Source organism: Leptolyngbya iicbica LK, from assembly GCF_004212215.1.
In the GTDB taxonomy this organism is placed as follows: domain Bacteria; phylum Cyanobacteriota; class Cyanobacteriia; order Phormidesmidales; family Phormidesmidaceae; genus Halomicronema; species Halomicronema iicbica.
Genome location: NZ_QVFV01000009.1, coordinates 124,560 through 145,158, shown reverse-complemented (window position 1 = coordinate 145,158; position 20,599 = coordinate 124,560). Strand labels below are relative to the sequence as shown.

Sequence of the window (20,599 nt, the reverse complement as noted above, 5' to 3'; positions counted from 1 at the left end):
TACCAATATAACTAAGCCCCATAAACCTGTCAACTGGTTTTGAAAGATTTTTTTGGTGGGCTGGATAGCCCGATTCACAAGGGTTTAGAACGGTTCCCAAGCCTGATTTAGATGGCTCTCCAGAAAATTCACCGCACAGATGTGTCTGGATTAGTCATTAGTCAGTCACTGCCGGCTAGAGGCTTAGCGATATCTAGTGCTCTGTCAGTGCTAAAAATCCGGGTAAGTCGTAGCGTGGGTCAAACGCAGTACGGTACACGGAGTTATCGAATCTGTGGGTCTCGTAGACTCGACACCACACTGCTAAACCGTAAATTTAGATTTAACACTGCATCAGGTTGGTGGGACTGACCTGGTCGAGGTCAACCCATTACGGCTCGAAAATCATCGTTATACCGACACTCTCGAGCGCAATAAACCCACTGGTGACTCAACGTCGGTCGTTGCAGATTCTAGGCATTGGTAGTTTTGGGGTCGACAGCCAATAGCGATAGGGTGACCTAGACTTAGTCTCGGTTTCTTAAATCGACGGGAACAAGCTACTGTTCTGGTTTCCAAGATGCAATAAGGGGAAAGCACTAGCCCATCAACTTTCACTACGGGCAACTCACTACGGGCAACTAAACCCTTGGCAGGCTAGAGCGTCACGGGTGACTCGACGTACACGGTGGGTTCTTGCATATCGAAATGAATGCCGTAACTGTCTAGAGTTTTCGAGATCGTGTCGTTAGCTAATTCCAGTAGGCGTTTGCGCAGTTCAATGGAGCTTTCGTTTGAGCCAAGAATGAAGAAGGTTACGCGAGCGCGGCGCATGTAGTAGTCAGCGCGACCATTGTCTTCTCCACTATGGGGAAAAACGATGCTGGTGCTGTCTGGATCAACGCCAAAGACGGAATTGGTGCCGCGAGTGATTACCTGTCTCACTAGGGCGGCATCTTCGTCAGTTAAGCGACGATTGAAGTCGAGATACAGCATCACCATGACTTTTTTGGCGCGAGTGACGTTCTCGATTTCCATGTTCAGCAGGGTAGAGTTGGGGAGGATGAACAGGGTGCTTTTGGCGGCGGTGCGGATTTTCGTCGATCGCAATCCGATGGATTCCACTCGGCCCAGTTGTCCATCGCTGAGGCGAATATACTCACCGGGAATGAAGGGGCGATCGAGATAAATCACGATGGTACTGAGTAACTGTTCGAGAATTTTTTGGGCAGCAAAAGCGATCGCCAAACCACCAATCCCCAAACTGGCAAAGAGTCCTACCAGGTTGAATTCCTGACTCTGGGCAAAGGCTAGCACCGCAATAAAGCCGATGACTACGTTGGTGATCGTTTCAAAAACCAACAGCATCTCATCAACTTCGCGGCCCATCTTTTTCAGCAACTCCACTCCATAGACGCGGAAGATCCGTCCAAAAACTCGCGAGGCTAGCCAAGCGATGCTGCTGATTAGCGCCAAGTCTATGAAAGGGTTCAAAAAGGCAGCTAAAGCGCGGAAGTCTTGATCGAGCCAGACCATCGACAGCGAGACTAGCAACATTGTCCCGGCAAACTGAAAGGCCCCACTTAATGGAGCGATCAAGTTTTCGTACAGGTGGGTGACCTGACCGGGGGCAAATCGCCGAATAAACAACCGGACAATACCGGGCGTGAAACGACCAATCAGCAGGGCAAGAAATAACGACACCCCAAAAATGACTAGCGTTGGCGTGTTGCCAAAGGTGATGCCTAAAGTTTCTAAAAAGCTTCTCAGATCAAAGGCTTCGCTATCCATCCAGGTCGATACTCAATGAAATTAACAACAGGAAATATGGCAAGTGGCCCATCGCCGATCCAGCGTCCAACCTAAATCGTGATGGGGGAATCGACGTAGACAGTGGGCTCTTCAATATCGAAGGAGATGCCGTAGGATTTGAGGCGTTCCGTCATTTTTTGATTGGCTATGTCTAAAAGTTGGCGGCGAATTTCCATGGAACTGCCCGTGGCTCCCAAAATGAAGAGGGTGGCCTGCACTTGGGTGAGACGACCGCCATCTAAATTACGGAAAGCGATGTTGGTGCTACGGTTGTCAAGGCCAAAGATGTCTTGGGTGCTTTCGAGGATGACCTGGCGAATTAGGGCTTGCTCTTCTTCACCCACGCTGCGATAGAGATTGAGGTAAACGATCGCCATGACCTTTTTGGCGCCAGTAAAGTTCTCGACGGTGGCTTGAATCAGGGAGCTATTGGGCACCACGGCCAAAGTACCTTTCCCGGAGGTGCGAATTTTGGTAGAGCGGAGACCGATCGCTTCTACCCGGCCAAAGGTACCATCAGGCAAGCCAATGTAATCATCGACAGAGAAGGGGCGATCAATATAGATAACAACCCCGCCTAACAGTTGCTCCAGGACTTTCTGCGCGGAAAAGGCGATCGCGATGCCCCCGACGCCCAAACTGGCAAAAATACCGATGATGTTGATGCGGTGGGTCTGGGCGAACAGCGTGAACAAAGTGAGGATGAGACCGGCGATCGCTAAAAAACGACCCACCAACAGCAATTCACTATTGGTCTTGCGGCCCCCTTCCAACGCGGCGCTCAGTAAGTATTCGTTGAAATAAGTCTGAAAGCAGCGAAACAGCAGCAACCCTAAAACGGTCGATAGGGCCAAGGTAAGGCCAAACTCCAGGGTGGGATACCACGGCACATACCAGACACCCTGCAACAGGATCCACGCCACGATATCAAAGGCAGCAGCGGCCCCCGTTAAGGTCAACAAAAATCGATGGGGCTGCACCACTCGACTGTAGAAGGTCTTGGCGTCTTCTTTTAAGAAGCGGCGCAGCAGCAGCTGCGTCAACCACGGCACAATTTGTCCGAGCAAAATGGCCAGGGTGCTTAGTGCAATAACAAAAATCGTCCAAAACAGTGCCGGATTTTCCACGGCCAGAGACAGATAGGCGTCCCACATACAGTTTTCTGAATTAAGTTGTCAATTGATATTTCAGGGCACTTTAGTCCCCTACAGCAATTAATGCTGAACTGCTGGCGCTGTCTTGCAGACAAATCGCAACACTTCGCAGCAAGATCTGTCTCACCTTCTGACTTTGAAGGTATCCTTTCCTAGAATTCAACTGTCTTTGAACGCATTTGGCATCGGCTATGGGAAAGATATTTATCTCGGCGGGGCATGGTGGCTACGAAAATGGCTCGTTGGATTATGGGGCCGTTGTCTCTAACACCACTGAAGCGACGGAAATGATTCGGATTCGCGATCTGGTGGTGCCCGAATTGCGATCGCGGGGCTTTGAAGTGCTAGCGGTGCCAGATGACTTGAGCAATACCCAAACCCTAAATTGGATTAACACCCGCTGCCGTCCTGACGATGTCGCCCTCGAACTTCACGGTGGGGCAGCCAGCAGTCCTGGGGCGCGGGGGGCCAGCGTCTTTTACATTGCCAATAACGAAGAGCGTAAATCTCATGCAGAGTTGCTGTTGTTAGCGCTGCTACGGCGACTACCCCAGTTGCCCAGTCGGGGTGCGCGACCTGATACCAACACGGGCACGGGCAGTCTATCCTTCACCCGTCAACTGGCCTGCCCCTCCTTATATATGGAGGTGGGGTATCTCACAAATCCTGACGATTTGGGTCTGATTCAAAATCGTCGCCGCGATATGTCTTTGGGGATTGCCGATGGCACTGCCTCTTGGAGTCGGGCGGTGGCAGGCAGCTCAGGCGATGTCCAAAGTTTTCCTACTTGCAATATCAGCGTCAATGGGGGCCTCTATCCCGAAAAAGGCATCATCATCAACAACAATTCCTACGTGCCAGTAGATTTGGCTGACCAGCTGGGCATTGATGATGCGGCCACTAATCCTGATATCCGCAAGGTGCGCTATCGCGGCGTGGTGTATATGAAAGCGATCGACCTGCGGGAGTACAACGTTTCCGTCGGGTGGGATGCCAGCACCCGCACCGTGACGTTAAAAACGGCAACCTCGTTGCCCGTATGTGGGTTAGAGCGCATTATGGGGCGGGGTATCACTTCTGATATCCAGCTGTTGATGTTTTTGAAATCCAACAACGAAAGTGCAACGGAACCCTACAAAGATTTGCCACGGTTTTATCGCGAAGAAGCGCAAATTGAAGGCGTCGATCACGACATCGCTTTTTGTCAAATGTGCGTAGAAACCTCATATTTGCGATGGACAGGGATTCTGCGACCAGAGGACAATAATTTTGGCGGTATTGGGGCCACGGATTCCTCGACTGGGGGCGTTTCCTTTGCCGATCCCCGCATTGGGGTGCGGGCCCACATTCAGCACCTTAAAGCCTATGCGAGTACTGAACCGCTAGTACAAGAAGTGGTCGATCCCCGATTTCAATTTGTGCGGCGGGGAGTCGCGCCGCTGGTAACGCAGCTGAGCGGTCGTTGGGATCCTGATCCGGAATATGGCAACAAGATTCTGGCGATTCTGCGGCGGCTCTACGAATCGACTGGCATTCTTTAAGTGAGATGGCGGAACAAAATCGATTGATCCGTGTCATGCAACAGGTGCTATCGTTATGTTTAATCTGTTGTGAAGATGGCGTGAAGTCACCTTAAAAAAGCGTTTGTTGTCGGCCAAGTTGCGTGAATGAAAGTTCTCCCAGCTTGGTTTTTCACTGTCTACTACTCGTGATTTGTCAACCTCTATCACTAGTGCAAAAGCCAGACATTTCTGACGCTGAAACGCTAATTTAGTTTGACCAAAAAGTTATTTTCATCAGGTGGTTGGGTGCCTGCTCCCTGAACGCTCTTTGCCCCTTTGGAAGTCACAATTATGGCGTATCTCAAAGCCTCCGCTGATGCCGTTGTTCCAATTTGGTGGACAGCTTTCTGTCAGTTGCTCCCAAAGGGCGGTTTGACGGTTTTTGCTTGGTTGCTTTGCTGCTTGCCAGCCCTAGCGTTAGAAATGCGCATCGCGATTCAGGAGGGGGCGAGCCAAGTGGTGGTCGGCACTTCTAATACGGGGACGATTCGCAACCAGCAGGGACAGCACATTGCTCAGGTGCCAGAGGGGCGATCGCTCACTGTGGCGGCGCAAGGGGCCCAGGTCAAGGCAGCGGACTCGGTGGGCTCTTCGTTTTGGGTCGAGCCGGGGGCGAATGGCTATGTGTTTATTGGTGATCGCTGGTATCGCGGTCGGGTACTGGTGATGTCAAACGGTAGTGGGGTCACTGCCATTAACTATGTCGATTTAGAGCAGTATCTTTACAGCGTGGTGGGTAGCGAGATGCCGGCTAGTTGGCCGCTGGAAGCGTTGAAGGCGCAGGCTGTAGCCGCTCGCTCTTTCGCACTTCACCGACGCAATCAGTCACGCAGTCCTTACTATGATGTCGGCAGCACAACAGCGTATCAGGTCTATGGCGGCTTGGCCGACGAAACCCAGAGCACCCAAGCTGCGGTGGAAGGTACTCGCAGCCAGGTATTGACCTATGGGGGACAGGTAATTGAGGCGGTGTTTCATTCCTCATCAGGGGGACATACGGAAAATGTGGAAGACATCTGGAGTCAACCGCTCCCTTATCTGCGCGGCGTACAAGATTTTGATGCTGGAGCCCCCGTTTTTGAATGGGTACGAACGTTTTCTAGCGATGAGTTCAGTCGCTTGATGCCGGATGTGGGTCGGCTCATTAGTGCCCTGCCTCAACGCACGACCCCCCAGGGGCGGGTACGCGAAATTTTGGTGGAAGGAGATCGCGGGGCGCGCACCTTCACAGGCAACGATTTTCGCAATGCGCTAGGACTCCGCAGCACGTTGTTTTCGATCTCGGTTGCTGGGGGACAGGTGCAAGTCAGGGGCCGGGGCTTTGGGCACGGCATTGGCATGAGCCAGTGGGGCGCTCACAATATGGCGCAGCAGGGCTATACCTATCAGCAAATTTTGGGCCACTACTATCAGGGAGCGCAACTCGCCCTCATCGAAGCCCACTGAGACTACCAGCCAACTCTGGAGTGAGTAATTTAGTGACCGATTTTGACCGATCGCCCCATCACCTAAGCTGAAACTATTGTTGTTTGCTGAAGGTGAAAGCTCATGGCTATGGTGATGCGATCGCTCCACGTCGCCCTGCTCGTCAGCGATTTAGAACGCAGTTTGGAGTTTTATCGCGACGTTTTAGAGTTGCCCATTGCCCCGCGATCGCTCAACTTTCCAGGCTACTGGTTGCAGGTGGGCGAGTTTCAACTGCATTTGATGCAAGCAGAGGCGTGGCAAGCCCCGTGTCCTCGCCCTGATAAATGGGGCCGTAACCCGCATGTCGCGCTGCAAGTCGATGATTTATCCGACTTCAAAGACCGCTTAGAGGCCCAGGGCTATCCGCTACAAATGAGCGCTTCGGGTCGCGCCGCCCTGTTTACCCAAGATCCTGACGGCAACATTATCGAGCTGTCGCAGGCCTAATGGGAAAAGGCTTTCACCGGAGTGAGCATACGCGATCGCTGTTAGACCTCTGGTCTTTCAGTCATCAGATTTCTGTGCGAGGAGAAGGCTGTGACATTCTGGCGATCGCTCAGCCCCAGCTCGTGATCTCCGGCTGTTCGTCAAAGTTGAGACAGGCGATCGCACGTGGCCTCAATACTGGCCAGACTCCCCGGATTCACGATGCCAAAATAGTCCAATGTTTCGACCGCATTGGATTGCGTGGCCTTAAGCTGTCCCCAAAACGGATCGCCTTTGAGTTGAGCTAGTAAATCTTCGCCCGTGTCGACCACTAGCAGCACATCGGGGTTCGTGGTCAAAAGCTTCTCTTCGGATACCGTGACGTAGCCATCAAAGGGGCTTTCGCCCTGCAGGTCAGCGGTGAGATTTTGAATGTTGAACTGTTCCAGGAAATCGCCCGCCCAGCTATCTTTGTTGGGCGACAGTAGCGGCTGGCGACTCACCAGCACAATCGCGCTGGGTGAATTTTCTGGCGCTTTGGCGAGACAAGCGTCATAGCGATCGAGCAGCGGTTGCGGATCGGCACCGATTTGCTGGGCCAACTCTTGGGTCAGGGTGGCTAAGGTATCCCAACCCGTGACATCCACTGCCAGTGTGGTGACCCCGAGTTCCTCCAGACGAGCCAGCGATTTATCGTGGAATCCCTTAGCGCCAATGACCAGATCGGGTTCCAGGGCGACAATTTTTTCTAAGTCGGGTTCAGCGCGGCCTGTGCTCACCACTGCGAGTTCCGCAAATCGGGTGTCTTCTTGCAAAATCGAACTCCCAGGAATGCCGACTAAGGTGTCTTGATCCAGCGTGTGGATGATGTCGGTGGTCAGCGACGTGAGGGTCACGATCTTTTGGACTGATGCTGGCGATGCTGCTGGCTGCGCGGTTGTGGTCGTCTGCGTGGGCGCAGCCTCAGGACTGGCAGCTTCTGGAGTAGCGCTGTTAGTCGAACAGGCTGCGATCGCGCCTGCCAATACGATGCCGAAACTGCTGAGTAACCAACGAGATGTCATGGAATTGCTCCTCTGAGTTGTTCTGCGTTATGGGGATGTGGCTAAAGATACGAGCCGGGATCAGCCTGACGCGAGGGGATCGCTACGGGGGCAAACACCCCAGTTGCTAGACCTGTGCAGGCAACAAGCGGCTCTTTACTAGACCAGAAAGCTAAGTGCCGAGTCACAGCTTAAAAGCGATAGCTGACGCCCAGGCGGACATTCGTGCCCGGCTGCGAAAAGCGCTGAATGTCGGGGGCATCTTCGGGCTGGTTGCGGACGTCGGAATAGACGTAATATTCCTCGTTGAAGAGGTTGTAGATACCCAGACTCAGCCCCAAATCAGGGATGGGATTGTAGCTGCCGATCAGATCAAACAGGACGTAAGCATCAGGGGTGAAGCGATCGCTATCGTCGGCAACCCGCGCTTCGCCCACAAAGGTGCTGAGAAACTCAGCCCGCCAGCGATCATCAGGGGCGCGATAGCGCAACCCCAGCACCCCGGTAATCGGGTCAATGGTTTCCAGGGGTTCATCTTCGGTTTGGTTGTCGCCCTGGGCAAAGGCAAAACTGCCTAAAATACTGAATCCGTGCGGGTCAGGGCTAAACCGATATTCCCCGCTGAGTTCAATGCCCCAAATGCGGGCCTCCGCGACATTTTGGGTCTGGAACTGAGTGACCACTTGAGTCCCCGCTCTCCCTCCCCGCGGACAGGGATCAGCGGGCACCAAGCAGCGCTCGCCCGCCTCCACAAAGGTCTCGATGAAGTTGTCGTAGGTGTTGTAGAACCCCGTCACGCCAAAATCAAACTGCGGGAAATTGCCCCGCACACCGACTTCAAAGCTATTACTGGTTTCTGGCTCTAAATCTGGGTTAGACAGGGTTTCGTATTTGAAGAATCTCCCGGTCAGGTTGGTAAAGCCGCTGTTGATTTCGCTATAAAGCGGGGCGCGGAAGCCGCGGGCATACTGTCCATAGAGAGAGATTGCGGGACTCGCCTGATAAAGCACCGCCAGGCGAGGTGACAAGGCCGAAGCGTCGAGATCGACCGATTCTGCTCCGTTGCGGCTAAAGTCTTCGTCCGGGTCAGTCTGCAAGTCGTAGTAGTCGAACCGCAGGCCGGCAATGATGTCAAACTGACCAATCTCGATTTCGTCTTGGATGTACGCGCCAACCCGCAGCGTATCGCCATCGGGAAAATCTTTTACCGGAAACACATCCGGGGGAATCACATTGGTCGATTCGCCAGTGATGAGGTTGGTTTGCGTGCGATCGCGGGGACGCGTGTTAAAGGTGCTAGAAACATCCACACCATAAGTCAGGCGGTGGTTGGCACTGCCGGTCGTAAAGTCGCTGCGGAGTTGCACATCGCCGCCAAAACTATCGGCGATGAATTCATTTTCCGTTTCCCGAAAAACGGGCTGACCGGTAAAGGCCCCGGCTCCGGAAGCGCGAGTCTCCCGAAGAATCTCACGGGTCCCCGCATCTTGGTAGAAAATCTGCCCGCGAGCGTAATTCAGAAAGGAAGGACTGTCAGGGTCGTCGTATTCATAGGTGAGACTCAAGCGTGAGCGATCGATCAGGATGTCTTCCTCCTCGGTCAGATTCAGAGTGAGATTGCCCGCCGCCTCATTGCGACGGGTAAAGCGGCTGAAATCCTCAGCGATAAAGCTCACGCGGCTTACCGGACTGAGATGGCCGACAAAGTTGCCGTAAAAGGTCGTGCCTTCAGAATCCAGAGAGTCGACAAACTCACTATCGGCAAAGGAATCAGGCTCGCGACCATCGCGGCGGCTGATGACCAGTACCCCTTCTTCGTCATCTTGACGGAACGCCAGGCGGCCTACGTTGTCAAAGCCGCCAGTTTCACTCAAAAATGTGGTGGACACATCAGCGGCGAAATCGTCATCCTCGCCCAGCAGATCCCTGGGTTCCAACGAACGGTACGACACGACCCCACCCAAAGCATCGCTACCGTAGAGCGTAGAGGCGGGGCCTCGTAAAACCTCCACGGCTTGCAGCGTGGCAAAGTCGACAAAGTCCCCGCGGCCCAAATTGAAAGGCCCAAACTCAAAGCGCTCGGGCAATCGAATGCCGTCCAACTGAAACAGAATGCGGTTGCCTTCCAGGCCGCGAATATTGACATCCTGCAAACCGAATTGCGGATTGTCTCGCACCGAAACGCCGGGTTCATAACGCAGGAGATCGCGCAGATTTTGGAATTGGTAAAACTCAATATCCTCTAGCTCAAACACCGTCACGGTGGCGGGTAATTCATCGATGCGCACGGGCGTGCGGGTGCCGGTGACGGTTAAGCGGATGGTATCGCCGACAAATTCAATATCGTCGGATTCTTCATCCGCTTCGTCCTCATCTTCGCTGGTCTGGGCAACGACAGCGGGGGCCTGAGGCGCAGTCGCATCGACCCCGGTTGCCGGGGCGGATAAGGCTTGGGCCTCGGTGGCGAAGGTCGATGGAGAGGCGGAACCAGGCAAATCCTCCACATTGGTGGGGCTGACTAGAGGGGCGATCGCGGCTTCCGGCTCGTCCTCAGACTCCTGGGCAGGCGGCAACGATTGGGCGACTGTCCGACCGAAGCTTAGATAGGATTCATTCCTGTTTGAGGACTCCTCCATCGAGTTGGAGATCTGTGATTCAGACCAGACGGAGGACAACGCGGTAGACTCCTCGGATGGCGTTTTTTCGATTGTGTCAGAGCCTTTTGCCAAGGCTTCTGACCCAGCTGTGGGGAGAATGCTAGCGATCGCAGTGCGGCTTAATTCCCAGTAGGCAAAGCTAGAAAAGGCGGCACTGATTAGAAAAATTCTCAATAAGAATGACGACGAATTCATGGGACAACACAGTTGGTTTGTAAAGGGACAGAGTGTGTGAGGAAGGAAAACTAGGAAGGCATGAGGAGCGGCTGGAACGCCCTCAGCCGCTTGATTGAGGAACCTAAGTGACGGCTCATGAGCTCACGACTGTTGATGACGAGCCGGGCAGCGGGAGCGCAGGGGCGCTAGAAACCGGAAGGCTATCGTTATTGCCGTCATGTCGCACTAGGTTGGTGCCGGTATTCGGGTTATAGAAGGTGAGGCTGCCGCCAGTGGGCAAATTTGCAGGCCCACAGCGGTGTGGATGAGATCCACTTCGATATCGAACACTGCGCGTAGGTTTTCGGGGGTCAGCATTGCGGTCGCAGGACCGACGCTCCAAAGGTGACCTTGTCGCAGCAGGGCGAGGCGATCGCTGTACCGCGCCGCCAGATTAATATCGTGTAGCACCGTGATGATCGAGAGGCCTTGCTGCTGGTTCAGTCGCCTCAGGAGTTCCAGGAGCTGGAACTGATAATGCAAATCTAGAAAGGTGGTGGGTTCGTCCAGCAGCAGGACTTTGGGATCTTGCGCTAGGGCTAAAGCCAAAAACGCCCGCTGCCGTTCCCCGCCGGAAAGTTCGGCAACGGCGCGATCGCGGTAATGCTCAATCTCCGTCCAGTGCAGGGCTTGCTCAACCTGGGCGCGCCCCGCTGCATCCAGTTCCCATTGCCACCAGGGCTGATGGGGCGATCGCCCCAAACTCACCAATTGCTCAACGGTCAATCCCTCTGGCAGAATTTGCTGTTGCGGCAGCAGCGCTAGTTTGCGGGCGGCAGCAGCGGGGGAAAGTTGGTGAATGTCGCGCCCATCTAGCAGCGCCACCCCGGCCTGGGGTTTGAGGATGCGGCTCATCACCCGCAACAGAGTGGACTTGCCCGAACCATTGGCCCCGAGCAAACTGAGCCATTCCCCATGGGCTAGCGCCAGGTTGACCGCTTCAATGATGGGGCGATCGCCATAGCCCCCCGCTAAATTCCGAACTTCTAACGGCATGGTTAACGGCCTCCTAAGCGACGACGATAGAGCAGCCAGATAAATACCGGGGCCCCTAGCAGAGCAGTGACTGCGCCGACGGGCAATTCCACCGGGCCGGTACGGGCCAGCAGGTCAGCGCCAGCTAGCACAAACGCCCCACCCAGCGCGGAAAATGGCAACACCAGACGGTAATCGGTGCCCACCAGCAGCCGTACTCCGTGAGGCACAATTAAGCCAACAAAGCCGACCAACCCGGCAATGCTGACGGCTCCGGCCGCTAGCAGCGTGGCAATGCCACCAATCAGACAGCGCGATCGCAGCAGTGAGGTCCCGAGCCCGGTCGCCAGGTCATCGCCTAAACACAGCACGTTGACCTGACGGGCGAGCAAGCAACCGGCGATCGCGGCCACCAATACCCCCGGTCCCACAATGGTGACCTCAGTCCAGCCCCGACCGTTGAGACTGCCAATCAGCCAGTTCAGCGCGGCTTGAAACTGCCCATCGGGCGAGTTGAGCAGCAACAATGACTGAATCGCCCCAAAGAAAGAACTGAACGCAACGCCGCCCAAAATCAACCGCTCAATGGAGAGGGTGGTGCCCGTGCGCGCCAGTAAATACACCAACAAAGTGGTGACGACTGCCCCGAGCCAAGCCCCAAAGGGCACCCAAATCTGTAGCAGGTTGAGACCGATCATCAACACGACCATCAGCCCCGCTCCCGCAGAGATGCCCAGTAGAAATGGGCTGGCGAGACCGTTCCGCAACATCCCTTGTAAGAGCGCTCCGGAAAGGCCCAACGCGGCCCCGACAATCAGCGCTGCCAATACCCGGGGGAGGCGCAAATCCCAAACAATTGTCTGATGAATGTCACTGCCCCGGCGCAACGCCGCCGCTAGCAGCTCTGACCCACTCAGGGCCACCGAGCCATTGGTTAGGGATAGAAAAATCACGGCCAATAGACCCAACCCCAGTAGGCTGCTTGCCAAGGCAATTCGTCGGCGTTGGCGAGGGGGGGCTTTGGCACTTTGGGAAACTCGCGTCGTAGTGGTCATGGGAAGAGTGATGGGGTGGCTGGGTGAGGGTAGGTGATTGGGTGGCTGGGCGGCTGGGTGACGTGGGTGCTGGGACAATGGAGTGCTGGGTGACTGGGTAGTTGGGCGACGATAAGTTGACTCTTTCACCCTGCTACCCTCACACCCTGCTACCCTCACACCTCTATTCTTCTACCGACACTGCCGGAGATTCAGTGGCAATGCCGAGTTGCACGTTGTCGAGCGATCGCAGTTCATCCATCACGGCAATCACTTGACCGTGATAAACCTGCTCATCGGCTTGGAGTGTGATGATGGCAATTTGGTTGGGGCCAAGTTGCGATCGCACGGCGGTCGGCAAATCAGCCAAGGCGATCGGGGCTTGATTGAGAGCAATGGTGCCGTCGGGCTGCAGCGTCACGGTGAAGTCGGCGGCGGTCTGGGGGGCCGCACTGTCGGCTTCCGGCAGATTGACGGGTAACCCTTCTGCTCGGGTCAAAAAGAGCGTCGAAACGATGAAGAAAGCGAGGATGGCAAAAATCACATCAATCATCGGCAAGATGTTGACTTCCAGAGCCTCTTCGGGTTCGTTATCCCACACGCGCATAGGTCGCTCCTGTCACCGACGACGGGTCTAAGGTTTCGCGATAGTGCCACTCATACAGAATTTCGAGTTGGCTGCCGTATTCCTGTAGTAACGCCACCTGACGCTTGTACAGACCGCGAAACAAATTGGCGGCTAGCAGGGCAAAAATGGCCACCACCATCCCTGCAGCGGTAGAGACGAGCGCTTCGCTAATGCCGCCCGTGACGGCGGCAGCATTGGCTCCGATCTCGCCAATTTGGATAGAGGCAAAGGCCCGAATCAGACCCAAGATGGTGCCCAACAACCCCAGCAATGGCGCAACCGCGATAATGGTTTGAAACACCGTGCCAAATCGCTTCAGTAGTGGTAGTTCTGCCTGGGTCGCCCCTTCCAGCGCCAGACGAAACTGGCTAGGAGAGGCCCCGTCCAATTCCAACGCTTCGAGAAAAATGCGGGCAATGGGCAAATCCAGATGCTGGCGCAACTGCTCATAGGCCGCTGGGGGATTAGAGCGATAGGTTTGCAACAGCGGTTTAATGATTGCGCGCTGCCCGCGACTGACCCGAAACCAGAAAACGGCCCGCTCGACCGCAAGGGCGAGCGCCACGATGGAAAACAGTAACAGTGGCACCATCACGATGCCGCCGGCCTCAAAAATCTGAACGATAGACATGGAAATACGACGTCCTCCAAGGAACTAACTCACGCCCATCCAGATTTGGGCGTGAACCCAGAAATCAGTAGAAATCCTTAAGTAGAGACGGTAGGCTTATTGAGATTACATGTCAAGTAAAAAAAGAAACTAGCGAAAAGATTCATTCTGACTTGAATTCTTCCAAAGATCTGTATGGAAGGATTTTTCTTGCTTTTTCCGGCTGGTGACTTTACTCTCAAATGAGAATGAAGTGCATTGCTAATGAAATTTAAAGTCATTAAGACTTGAAAGATGGCCCTTTCTAGAGACTGCATTAACTATCGAGATCGCCAGCAAGTGCGGACCCAGCGTTGGGTTCTATGGGGTATCTTAGGAGCGGTTGGGGTCCACGCTGGCGTTATTCCGATGTGGCGCTGGTTGCCATCGAGTGCAGCCCAACTAGCAACTGAGGAACGAATTCAGCTCACAGTGATGCCGCCGTCTCCCGAGGCGATCGCCGAGCCGTCAGCAGTAGCCGATGCCACCACCCCGGCTACTGCTGTCCCTAAAGACGTCGCTACGCCGCCGCCCAATCCTCAGAGTTCAGCACCGTCGCCACCCGCCGTTGCGGTGGCCCCTGCCAGTCCGCCGCCTGCGACCAAGGACACTGTGTCATCATCGGTTGATCCGCTTATGGAAATACCAGACGCGGAAGTGGCACCTGAGTCAGCGCCAGAGAAACCGGAGATTGAGGAACCACTGGAACTGGCTGAGGATATTTCAGCGCCAGCGATTGAAGAATCGGAAATTGATGAGCCAGAAATTGATGAGTCAAACAATGCCGCCGATGCGGCTGACGCTTTAGCTGCCGCTGCAGAGTCAGCAGAAGGCGAGCAAGAATTCGATTCGACTATCCCCGATGCGACTGCCGATGACGTCGAGCCGGAGATGGCCTCTGTCCCTGATGCCGGTGCAACGGCCATTGACGAGGTCGCATCGGCTCTGCCAGGGAATAATTCCACCATCGAAGATCGCTTGCTGGGCAACGGCACCACTCCGGCTGCCGAGGCGGAGTCGAGTGGTGACAACAATGCCACGGCTCCCGATGGCGCAGCGACGGACGATGTCGCTCGCCGTACAGGGCCTGATGGGCCTGCCGCTACAGGTACGGGGGCAACTGACGATGATGCCACCCCCGGCAATTCCGGCAACGATAGTCGCACTGTGAGTTGTCGACAGTGTGGTCGCCCGGCTTATCCCGCTGCCGCTTTAGACGCTGGCATCGAAGGACAACCGATTGTCCGGGCGCAATTTGACAGCAACGGTAATGTCACCGGCGTCATCTTAGAACGTCCCAGTGGCAATGCTGCGCTAGACCAAGCCGCCTTATCCGCTGTGAGAAATTGGCAGTTTGACACTGGAGGGCAGAGCGGTTCGGTGCCAGTGGAGATTCCTTTTGTCATTGAAGGGTCGGAGCGGCATCAGGAAGCACAGCAACAGGGCGATCGTAATGCGGCCACCGTGCGCGATGAGGCTCCCACCGCTGAGTTAAATCCGGCGGCTCAGCCGGTAGAATCCGCCGCTGACCTGCCGGAAAGCGGCCTTGATGCGATCGGTGATCCGGTAGTTGAGGCCGAGCCAGCAGCGGCTGACGATGATGCAAATGAAAATGCTGCTACGGCTGTAGACGCTGCAACAGAAGCCGAAGAATCCGAGCCAGTACCTTCCCCAGAAGTGGTTGATGAGTCAGTCCCCGCCGAGGCGGATAACGCCGTACCCTCTGCTGCCGAAGAGCCCGAGCCGATTGAAGATACCTCTGAACCGGTTCCGGCAAGTCCGCCACCGGAGTCAGAACAACCGGCTGCGGAACCTACCACAGAGCCCGCTGCTCCATCGGAGCCGGTTGAAAACAGTGAGGCCGCGTCGGAGTAGAACACTTTCTATGTTCTGTTGGCGATCGCCCCTCCGTCGGCACCCACCCTCAATTACACCTTTACTTAGGAGACCCATCATGACTCAAACAACGCTAACTGCCCAGGAAATCTTTCGCGCAGCGTACGATAACCGGTACACCTGGGATAAAGGATTTCCTGGATTCCAAGCAACAGTCACGCTTACCGATGCCGATGTCACCCACACCGGGCGAGTTCAGGTCAACCCCGATATGACCTTCGAAGTTCTCGATATTCAAGACGAAGCCGCGAGGCGCCTGGTTAAAAGCCAACTTTGGGAAATGACGATTCACCGAGCCAACCGTAGCTTTGAAGAGAGCCACGGCGACAATACTTTTGACTTAGGCTCAACCGACGACCACGGAGCGATTGAAATTCTGGTCGGTGGAGCCTCGATGGGCAACCGCTACAAAGTACGAGATAACATCGTCTGTTTTGTCCATCGCCAAATTCGGGATGTGATTGTCAACATCCATACTTTCGAGACGCAGCAGACCGAGACAGGCTATTTATCCACTGGCTATCGCTCCATCTACCTCGATCCGCAAACGCAACTCCCAAAGGATTCTGAAACAGTTTTTAAAGACACCTTTGAGCAGGTCGGCGGCTATTGGTTACTCAGTCATCGCACTATTCAGGAATCACAGGCCGATGAAGTCAAAACGACCGAAGTAGGATTCTCTCGTTTTCAGCTTCTCTGAACGGGAATTAAAGGTCAAATCAACCCACCTATGGGCTGATCAGCCATCGCGATCGCCTATGCACAGAGGGCGATCGCACAAATATAAATCCACTCTTGCTGCAATCTCCATTGGCATCTGAGACTGCACAAATCGTAATTTGAGGAGAGTTTTCTACCGCAAAAATGGATTCTAAAAGTCATGAGCACACCTCATTGATAAGGCTTTCGATGGCTTTTAAGCCCATCTTACAGTGGGCGATTACTTGGGTAGTTGCCTGAAAATGGCAACTACTCTAAATCATGGACTAGGACATAGCCCTTTCCTCAAAGCTCTATAGAGAGAGGCAAATGGGTTACGAACACGCTGCCATTTCCGGCTTCACTTTTGACGGTGATTTGTCCTTGGTGGCGGTGCGCGATCGCCTGGGCAATAGCTAGCCCTAATCCCGTTCCCCCAGTCTTGCGAGAGCGATCGCTGTTGACCCGATAGAAGCGCTCAAAGATGCGGCTTTGCTCTTCTGCGGGAATGCCAATACCGGTATCTTTGACGGTGATGGTGGCAGAGCGATCTTGAACTGCTAAACTCACGACCACCGAACCACCTGGTGGTGTGTACTGAATGGCGTTAGCGATGAGGTTGGACACCAGGCGATAGAGCTGAGATTCATGCCCCATCACCTGAATTTCGTTGTTGGGAATCTGGCTGCTGAGATGAACATCAGCCGTGGCGGCCAGTTCTGTCAGTTCTTCAGTTAAGTCAGCAACGATATCGTTCAAACAGCAGGGTTGTGGCAGTTTGGCGGTGGTGTCTTGTTCCAGACTGGTGAGTAAGAGCAGGTCAGCCACGAGCTGGCTGAGGCGACGACCCTGACGCTCCACGGTACTCAGCAGTATGGGCACCTGTGCCGCTTGTTCTGGGGGCAGACGAAGGATAGCTTCCACCGTGGCAAGGAGACTGGCGAGGGGCGATCTCAATTCATGGGCGGCATTGGCGGTGAACTGCTGTTGTTGCTGATAGGACTGATAAATCGGTTGCATAGCCAGACCTGACAGCCCCCAACTCGCGATCGCAATCAACCCCAACGCCAACGGCAAGCTGCCGAAGAGAATCCAACGCAACCGCTGGAGTTCGGCATCGAAGGGGGCCAGGGTGCGACCTACTTGAAGATAGCCCCAGGAAGGATGCTCATGGGGAACTTCACCGGGAGCATGGGTGTGGGCGGCGCTGTGCAGGATGGTGGTGAACTGGCGGTAGCGATCGCCGTCTTTGGTCTGGAGAGTTTGCCAGGAAGCAGGATTGAGGGTGGTCGACAGTGGTTGGGGCTGATTAGGGGAATAGGCCAGCAGGTTGCCCTGATCGTCGAACACCCGAATGTAGTAGGTGTTGCGATCGCTAATCCCCAGTGTGTGACGTTGAATCAGGGATGGATTTGATTCACAGGGTTGCCCTGCAATGCAGAGGTCGGGGAAGATTTGTTGTAAAACAGCAGTCGGATCCTGGGAGGGGGGCAGGATCGGCTCCAAACTGTCGTGGAGGGTGCCTGCGGAGGATTCAATTTCGCGCTCCAGGGCTACCCAATTCGCCTGCACCAGCACCCGCGCCATGCCGAACCCTGACAGGCTCAAAATGCCGCCCATTACCAGGGCATACCAGGCGGCGAGGCGCAAGCGACTGCGGCGAAAGAGCTGCTGGCTATTCATGGTGTGACCCGAAAGCGATACCCCTGCCCCGGAACCGTTTCGATGGGGCAGTCGCAGCCGTAGCGGGCGAACTTTCGGCGCAGCAAGCGAATTTGGGCGGCAACCACGTTGCTGACGGGTTCTTCGTCGATATCCCACAGTTGGGAACGCAGCTTGCTACCGGGGATGATGCGATCGCCGTTTTCCATCAAGTAGGCCATGACTTGAAACTCTTTTAAGGTGAGGGAAATTTCCTGGGTTGGCTGCTCCGGCAGAGTCACCAACAGCCGCGTATTAGCATCGTCCAGGGTGAAGGCTCCCACGGTTAAATGCTGGGGCTTAAGCTGGGGCGATCGCCGCTGCAAGGCTCGCAGACGGGCTAGCAGTTCCTCCATTACAAAGGGTTTGACGAGGTAATCATCGGCTCCGGCATCCAGCCCAGCGATGCGGTTTTCCGGCTGTCCCAAGGCAGTGAGCATGAGGACGGGGAGGGGGTTGTGGCGAGATCGCAGCCGCTGACATAGCTCCAGCCCGGAGAGTTCGGGCAGCAACCAGTCAAAAATTGCCACCGTGTAATCTGCCCACTGGTTTTCCAGGCAGTACCAGGCCTGCGCCCCATCAGTAACCCAATCCACCACGTACTTTTCGCCGACCAGCACTTGCTTGATCGCCTGTCCTAAATCTTCCTCGTCTTCTACCAATAGGACTCGCATCACGTCAGACTTTCACCCCGCAGCCGATTCTACCGAAGTGATGGCAATTTCATCCCGTTTTCACCGACTTCGCATCATCCTTGTGTCGCCGACACTCGGTTTGGTCTGCGATCGATGTCCAAACAAGGTTCGCCCTGGCAAGGATTGACTTCCACTAGAACATGAGAAAGGGAAGAAATGTGACTGAGTAGATGTTTGTAAGACTCCGGTGTTTGCGGATAGTGGGTTACCAGCGAAATGGTAGCAGACAAATGATGTTGGCTCACACGCCAGACATGCAAATCGACTACGCGATTATCAGCATCGTCTTCAATCGCACTTACAATATCTAGCTTGATTTGCTTATCAATGCCGCCATCGAGCAAGATTGCACCGGTGTCGCTCACTAAGTCATAGGCCCACTTGGTAATCACTGCGGCACCGACTAACCCCATTGCGGCATCCAGCCAGATCCAACCTAGAAACTTCCCAGCAAAGAGGGCAACGATCGCCAGAACGGAGGTGAGGGCATCCGCTAAAACATGAACATACGCGGCTCGGAGGTTGTGATCGGAATGATGGTGGTGGTCATGCTCCCCGTGATGATGATGGTGGCCGTGGTCATGATCGCCCTGGAGTAACCAGGCACTCACCAAATTGACAGCTAACCCAAGAATGGCGACTCCAATAGCTTCGCTAAAGTGAATGGTTTGCGGTTGGAAAAACCGACCTACAGATTCAAACGCCATCACAAATGCAACCACGGCTAGCGCAACGGCGCTGGCAAACCCTCCCAGCACACTCACTTTGCCCGTACCAAAGGTATACCTTGGATCAGCTGCATGTCGGCGGGCATAGCGATACGCAAACACAGTGATACCGAAGGCTGCGACGTGGGTTGCCATGTGCCAACCATCTGCCAACAGCGCCATCGAACCAAAAACAGTGCCCGCAATAATTTCGGCAACCATCGTGACTGCGGTTATGAGCATCACGACTTTGGTATTTCGCTCTGCCTGATTCTGCTGAACGGAGAAGTCGTGAGAATGTTGCCACTGGTCAAGGGCGTGAATATGCATAATGTCGAATTCGCTAAGTTGCGCAGTCTAAAGCGAGTATTTCTGAATTATATGGGCTAGCTGGATACCTCCTTGGGGCTAGATGCTGAAAGGATAGTGAGCAAATTGCTGCGGCACCCTACAGGTTTCATCTCTAGCTTTTCCTCTGTGTTTCCATTTTTCCATCGATGACATTTCACCTGGTTTTCATCTGCCCTGTGGCACCCTGTTGGGGATTTTGCTTCGCGCTGTCGCAATTGTGAGGAGGATCCCATGAAGCGTTTACCGTTGTTGAGTTCTGTGCTGGCGGTGAGTCTGGCGGTGAGTGCCCCCGCTGCCCTGGCCCATGTGGGTCATGGCGATGAGTTTCAGGCGGAGGGTGGCGTCGATCGCGTTGAGGTGAATGCCGAAACCGATCCCCTACTCGGCATTCAGGTCGCTCCCATTGAGACCGCCGCTGATGGTAGCGGTGCGGTCATGATTCCCGTAGCGGCACTGGTGGAGGATGGCGATCGCCAACTGGTATTTGTGCTGTACGAAAACTTCTATGAGCCCGTGCCCGTCACTACGGGGGCCACGGTTGGCGAAATGGTCGAAATTTTGGAAGGGTTGTCGGTAGGCGAGCAACTGGTGACTCAGGGCAGTTTGTCGCTTTATGCCGAATCGCGCAAGACGCAAACCGCTGAAGCCGAATCGGAAGCGGCGGCAACGACGAGTGAAGCGCCTGCGGAGGCAGAGGCCGCTGCTGAAGCGCCTGAGGTGGAAGCGACGGAGATGGAAACGAGCGAAGCAGCTGAGACTCCCGCTGAAACGAGCGAAGCCTCCGGCGGGTTTCCAAAGATGCTGTTGGCAGTTCTGGGCGGCGGCGTTGGGCTAGCCGTTGGGGCCGTCGTTCTGACTCGCCAAAAGTAGGGTTGCCGCTCTTTAGACATGACAGCCCCCTCCAGGTCAAAACTGGAGTTGGGCAGGAGTGGAAGAACCTCACCTAGC

Annotated in this window: 17 protein-coding genes; 6 read left to right on the top strand and 11 right to left on the bottom strand. The window is 54.8% G+C overall.

The genetic code is table 11. The annotated features are described in order from the left end of the window. Positions 1-636 precede the first annotated feature (636 nt). Together DYY88_RS21980 and DYY88_RS21975 are read right to left on the bottom strand one after the other, a co-directional pair. The gene (locus DYY88_RS21980; RefSeq protein ID WP_039729092.1) at positions 637-1,770 is read right to left on the bottom strand and encodes a mechanosensitive ion channel family protein; all 1,134 of its coding nucleotides are present in this window, start codon (positions 1,768-1,770) and stop codon (positions 637-639) included. Between the two features lie 71 nt (positions 1,771-1,841). After that, on the bottom strand, positions 1,842-2,945 hold the full coding sequence (locus DYY88_RS21975) for a mechanosensitive ion channel family protein (RefSeq protein WP_044148817.1): 1,104 nt from the start codon (positions 2,943-2,945) through the stop codon (positions 1,842-1,844). A gap of 191 nt (positions 2,946-3,136) precedes the next feature. Between DYY88_RS21975 and tftA the strand changes: the two genes are divergently transcribed. From tftA to DYY88_RS21960, 3 genes are all read left to right on the top strand, one after another. Then, on the top strand, positions 3,137-4,486 hold the full coding sequence (tftA, locus tag DYY88_RS21970; RefSeq protein ID WP_039729093.1) for a hormogonium tapered terminus morphoprotein TftA: 1,350 nt from the start codon (positions 3,137-3,139) through the stop codon (positions 4,484-4,486). 312 nt (positions 4,487-4,798) lie between these two features. Further along, entirely contained in the window at positions 4,799-5,953 is a 1,155-nt protein-coding gene (locus tag DYY88_RS21965; protein ID WP_084607178.1) for a SpoIID/LytB domain-containing protein, read from the top strand. A gap of 102 nt (positions 5,954-6,055) precedes the next feature. After that, positions 6,056-6,421 (top strand): VOC family protein, encoded by a 366-nt coding sequence (locus DYY88_RS21960; protein WP_084607179.1) that lies wholly within the window; start codon positions 6,056-6,058, stop codon positions 6,419-6,421. Positions 6,422-6,561: 140 nt separating this feature from the next. On the opposite strand, the gene DYY88_RS21955 is transcribed toward DYY88_RS21960, so the two are convergent. The 6 genes from DYY88_RS21955 to DYY88_RS21930 all read right to left on the bottom strand — a co-directional run bounded on the left by DYY88_RS21955 (position 6,562) and on the right by DYY88_RS21930 (position 13,584). Continuing rightward, a complete protein-coding gene (locus tag DYY88_RS21955) occupies positions 6,562-7,464 on the bottom strand; it encodes an ABC transporter substrate-binding protein (RefSeq protein ID WP_039729095.1) in 903 nt (300 codons plus the stop codon). Between the two features lie 170 nt (positions 7,465-7,634). Continuing rightward, a complete protein-coding gene (locus tag DYY88_RS21950; protein WP_084607180.1) occupies positions 7,635-10,295 on the bottom strand; it encodes a TonB-dependent hemoglobin/transferrin/lactoferrin family receptor in 2,661 nt (886 codons plus the stop codon). A gap of 207 nt (positions 10,296-10,502) precedes the next feature. Then, positions 10,503-11,312: an ABC transporter ATP-binding protein gene (locus DYY88_RS21945; protein WP_039729096.1), complete on the bottom strand. Its 810-nt coding sequence runs from the start codon at positions 11,310-11,312 to the stop codon at positions 10,503-10,505. 2 nt (positions 11,313-11,314) lie between these two features. Continuing rightward, a complete protein-coding gene (locus tag DYY88_RS21940) occupies positions 11,315-12,346 on the bottom strand; it encodes a FecCD family ABC transporter permease (protein WP_044148819.1) in 1,032 nt (343 codons plus the stop codon). Between the two features lie 163 nt (positions 12,347-12,509). Continuing rightward, the gene (locus DYY88_RS21935) at positions 12,510-12,932 is read right to left on the bottom strand and encodes an ExbD/TolR family protein (protein ID WP_039729097.1); all 423 of its coding nucleotides are present in this window, start codon (positions 12,930-12,932) and stop codon (positions 12,510-12,512) included. Next, positions 12,916-13,584, bottom strand: a complete 669-nt coding sequence (locus tag DYY88_RS21930; protein WP_039729100.1) for a MotA/TolQ/ExbB proton channel family protein — start codon at positions 13,582-13,584, stop codon at positions 12,916-12,918. The genes DYY88_RS21935 and DYY88_RS21930 overlap by 17 nt, the downstream gene beginning before the upstream one ends. Positions 13,585-13,857: 273 nt before the next feature. On the opposite strand from DYY88_RS21930, the gene DYY88_RS21925 reads away from it, so the two are divergent. Together DYY88_RS21925 and DYY88_RS21920 are read left to right on the top strand one after the other, a co-directional pair. Then, positions 13,858-15,477: an energy transducer TonB gene (locus DYY88_RS21925; protein WP_044148821.1), complete on the top strand. Its 1,620-nt coding sequence runs from the start codon at positions 13,858-13,860 to the stop codon at positions 15,475-15,477. Positions 15,478-15,556: 79 nt separating this feature from the next. Beyond that, complete coding sequence (locus tag DYY88_RS21920; RefSeq protein WP_039729110.1) at positions 15,557-16,198, top strand: DUF3386 domain-containing protein; 642 nt, start codon at positions 15,557-15,559, stop codon at positions 16,196-16,198. Between the two features lie 305 nt (positions 16,199-16,503). On the opposite strand, the gene rppB is transcribed toward DYY88_RS21920, so the two are convergent. The 3 genes from rppB to dmeF all read right to left on the bottom strand — a co-directional run bounded on the left by rppB (position 16,504) and on the right by dmeF (position 19,630). Continuing rightward, positions 16,504-17,880 (bottom strand): two-component system sensor histidine kinase RppB, encoded by a 1,377-nt coding sequence (rppB, locus tag DYY88_RS21915; protein WP_039729111.1) that lies wholly within the window; start codon positions 17,878-17,880, stop codon positions 16,504-16,506. Next, positions 17,877-18,572: a two-component system response regulator RppA gene (gene rppA / locus DYY88_RS21910; RefSeq protein WP_039729112.1), complete on the bottom strand. Its 696-nt coding sequence runs from the start codon at positions 18,570-18,572 to the stop codon at positions 17,877-17,879. Before rppA ends, rppB begins: the two co-directional genes overlap by 4 nt. A gap of 74 nt (positions 18,573-18,646) precedes the next feature. Continuing rightward, entirely contained in the window at positions 18,647-19,630 is a 984-nt protein-coding gene (dmeF, locus tag DYY88_RS21905) for a CDF family Co(II)/Ni(II) efflux transporter DmeF (protein WP_039729113.1), read from the bottom strand. Between the two features lie 252 nt (positions 19,631-19,882). Between dmeF and DYY88_RS21900 the strand changes: the two genes are divergently transcribed. Continuing rightward, complete coding sequence (locus DYY88_RS21900) at positions 19,883-20,521, top strand: permuted SH3 domain-containing protein (RefSeq protein WP_039729114.1); 639 nt, start codon at positions 19,883-19,885, stop codon at positions 20,519-20,521. The last annotated feature ends 78 nt before the right edge of the window (positions 20,522-20,599 follow it).

Bases quoted from the DNA above. Each gene is read 5' to 3' on its own strand.
- DYY88_RS21980 (WP_039729092.1), bottom strand. From the start codon at position 1,770: ATGGATAGCGAAGCCTTTGATCTGAGAAGCTTTTTAGAAACTTTAGGC.
- DYY88_RS21975 (WP_044148817.1), bottom strand. From the start codon at position 2,945: ATGTGGGACGCCTATCTGTCTCTGGCCGTGGAAAATCCGGCACTGTTT.
- tftA (WP_039729093.1), top strand. From the start codon at position 3,137: ATGGGAAAGATATTTATCTCGGCGGGGCATGGTGGCTACGAAAATGGC.
- DYY88_RS21965 (WP_084607178.1), top strand. From the start codon at position 4,799: ATGGCGTATCTCAAAGCCTCCGCTGATGCCGTTGTTCCAATTTGGTGG.
- DYY88_RS21960 (WP_084607179.1), top strand. From the start codon at position 6,056: ATGGCTATGGTGATGCGATCGCTCCACGTCGCCCTGCTCGTCAGCGAT.
- DYY88_RS21955 (WP_039729095.1), bottom strand. From the start codon at position 7,464: ATGACATCTCGTTGGTTACTCAGCAGTTTCGGCATCGTATTGGCAGGC.
- DYY88_RS21950 (WP_084607180.1), bottom strand. From the start codon at position 10,295: ATGAATTCGTCGTCATTCTTATTGAGAATTTTTCTAATCAGTGCCGCC.
- DYY88_RS21945 (WP_039729096.1), bottom strand. From the start codon at position 11,312: ATGCCGTTAGAAGTTCGGAATTTAGCGGGGGGCTATGGCGATCGCCCC.
- DYY88_RS21940 (WP_044148819.1), bottom strand. From the start codon at position 12,346: ATGACCACTACGACGCGAGTTTCCCAAAGTGCCAAAGCCCCCCCTCGC.
- DYY88_RS21935 (WP_039729097.1), bottom strand. From the start codon at position 12,932: ATGCGCGTGTGGGATAACGAACCCGAAGAGGCTCTGGAAGTCAACATC.
- DYY88_RS21930 (WP_039729100.1), bottom strand. From the start codon at position 13,584: ATGTCTATCGTTCAGATTTTTGAGGCCGGCGGCATCGTGATGGTGCCA.
- DYY88_RS21925 (WP_044148821.1), top strand. From the start codon at position 13,858: ATGGCCCTTTCTAGAGACTGCATTAACTATCGAGATCGCCAGCAAGTG.
- DYY88_RS21920 (WP_039729110.1), top strand. From the start codon at position 15,557: ATGACTCAAACAACGCTAACTGCCCAGGAAATCTTTCGCGCAGCGTAC.
- rppB (WP_039729111.1), bottom strand. From the start codon at position 17,880: ATGAATAGCCAGCAGCTCTTTCGCCGCAGTCGCTTGCGCCTCGCCGCC.
- rppA (WP_039729112.1), bottom strand. From the start codon at position 18,572: ATGCGAGTCCTATTGGTAGAAGACGAGGAAGATTTAGGACAGGCGATC.
- dmeF (WP_039729113.1), bottom strand. From the start codon at position 19,630: ATGCATATTCACGCCCTTGACCAGTGGCAACATTCTCACGACTTCTCC.
- DYY88_RS21900 (WP_039729114.1), top strand. From the start codon at position 19,883: ATGAAGCGTTTACCGTTGTTGAGTTCTGTGCTGGCGGTGAGTCTGGCG.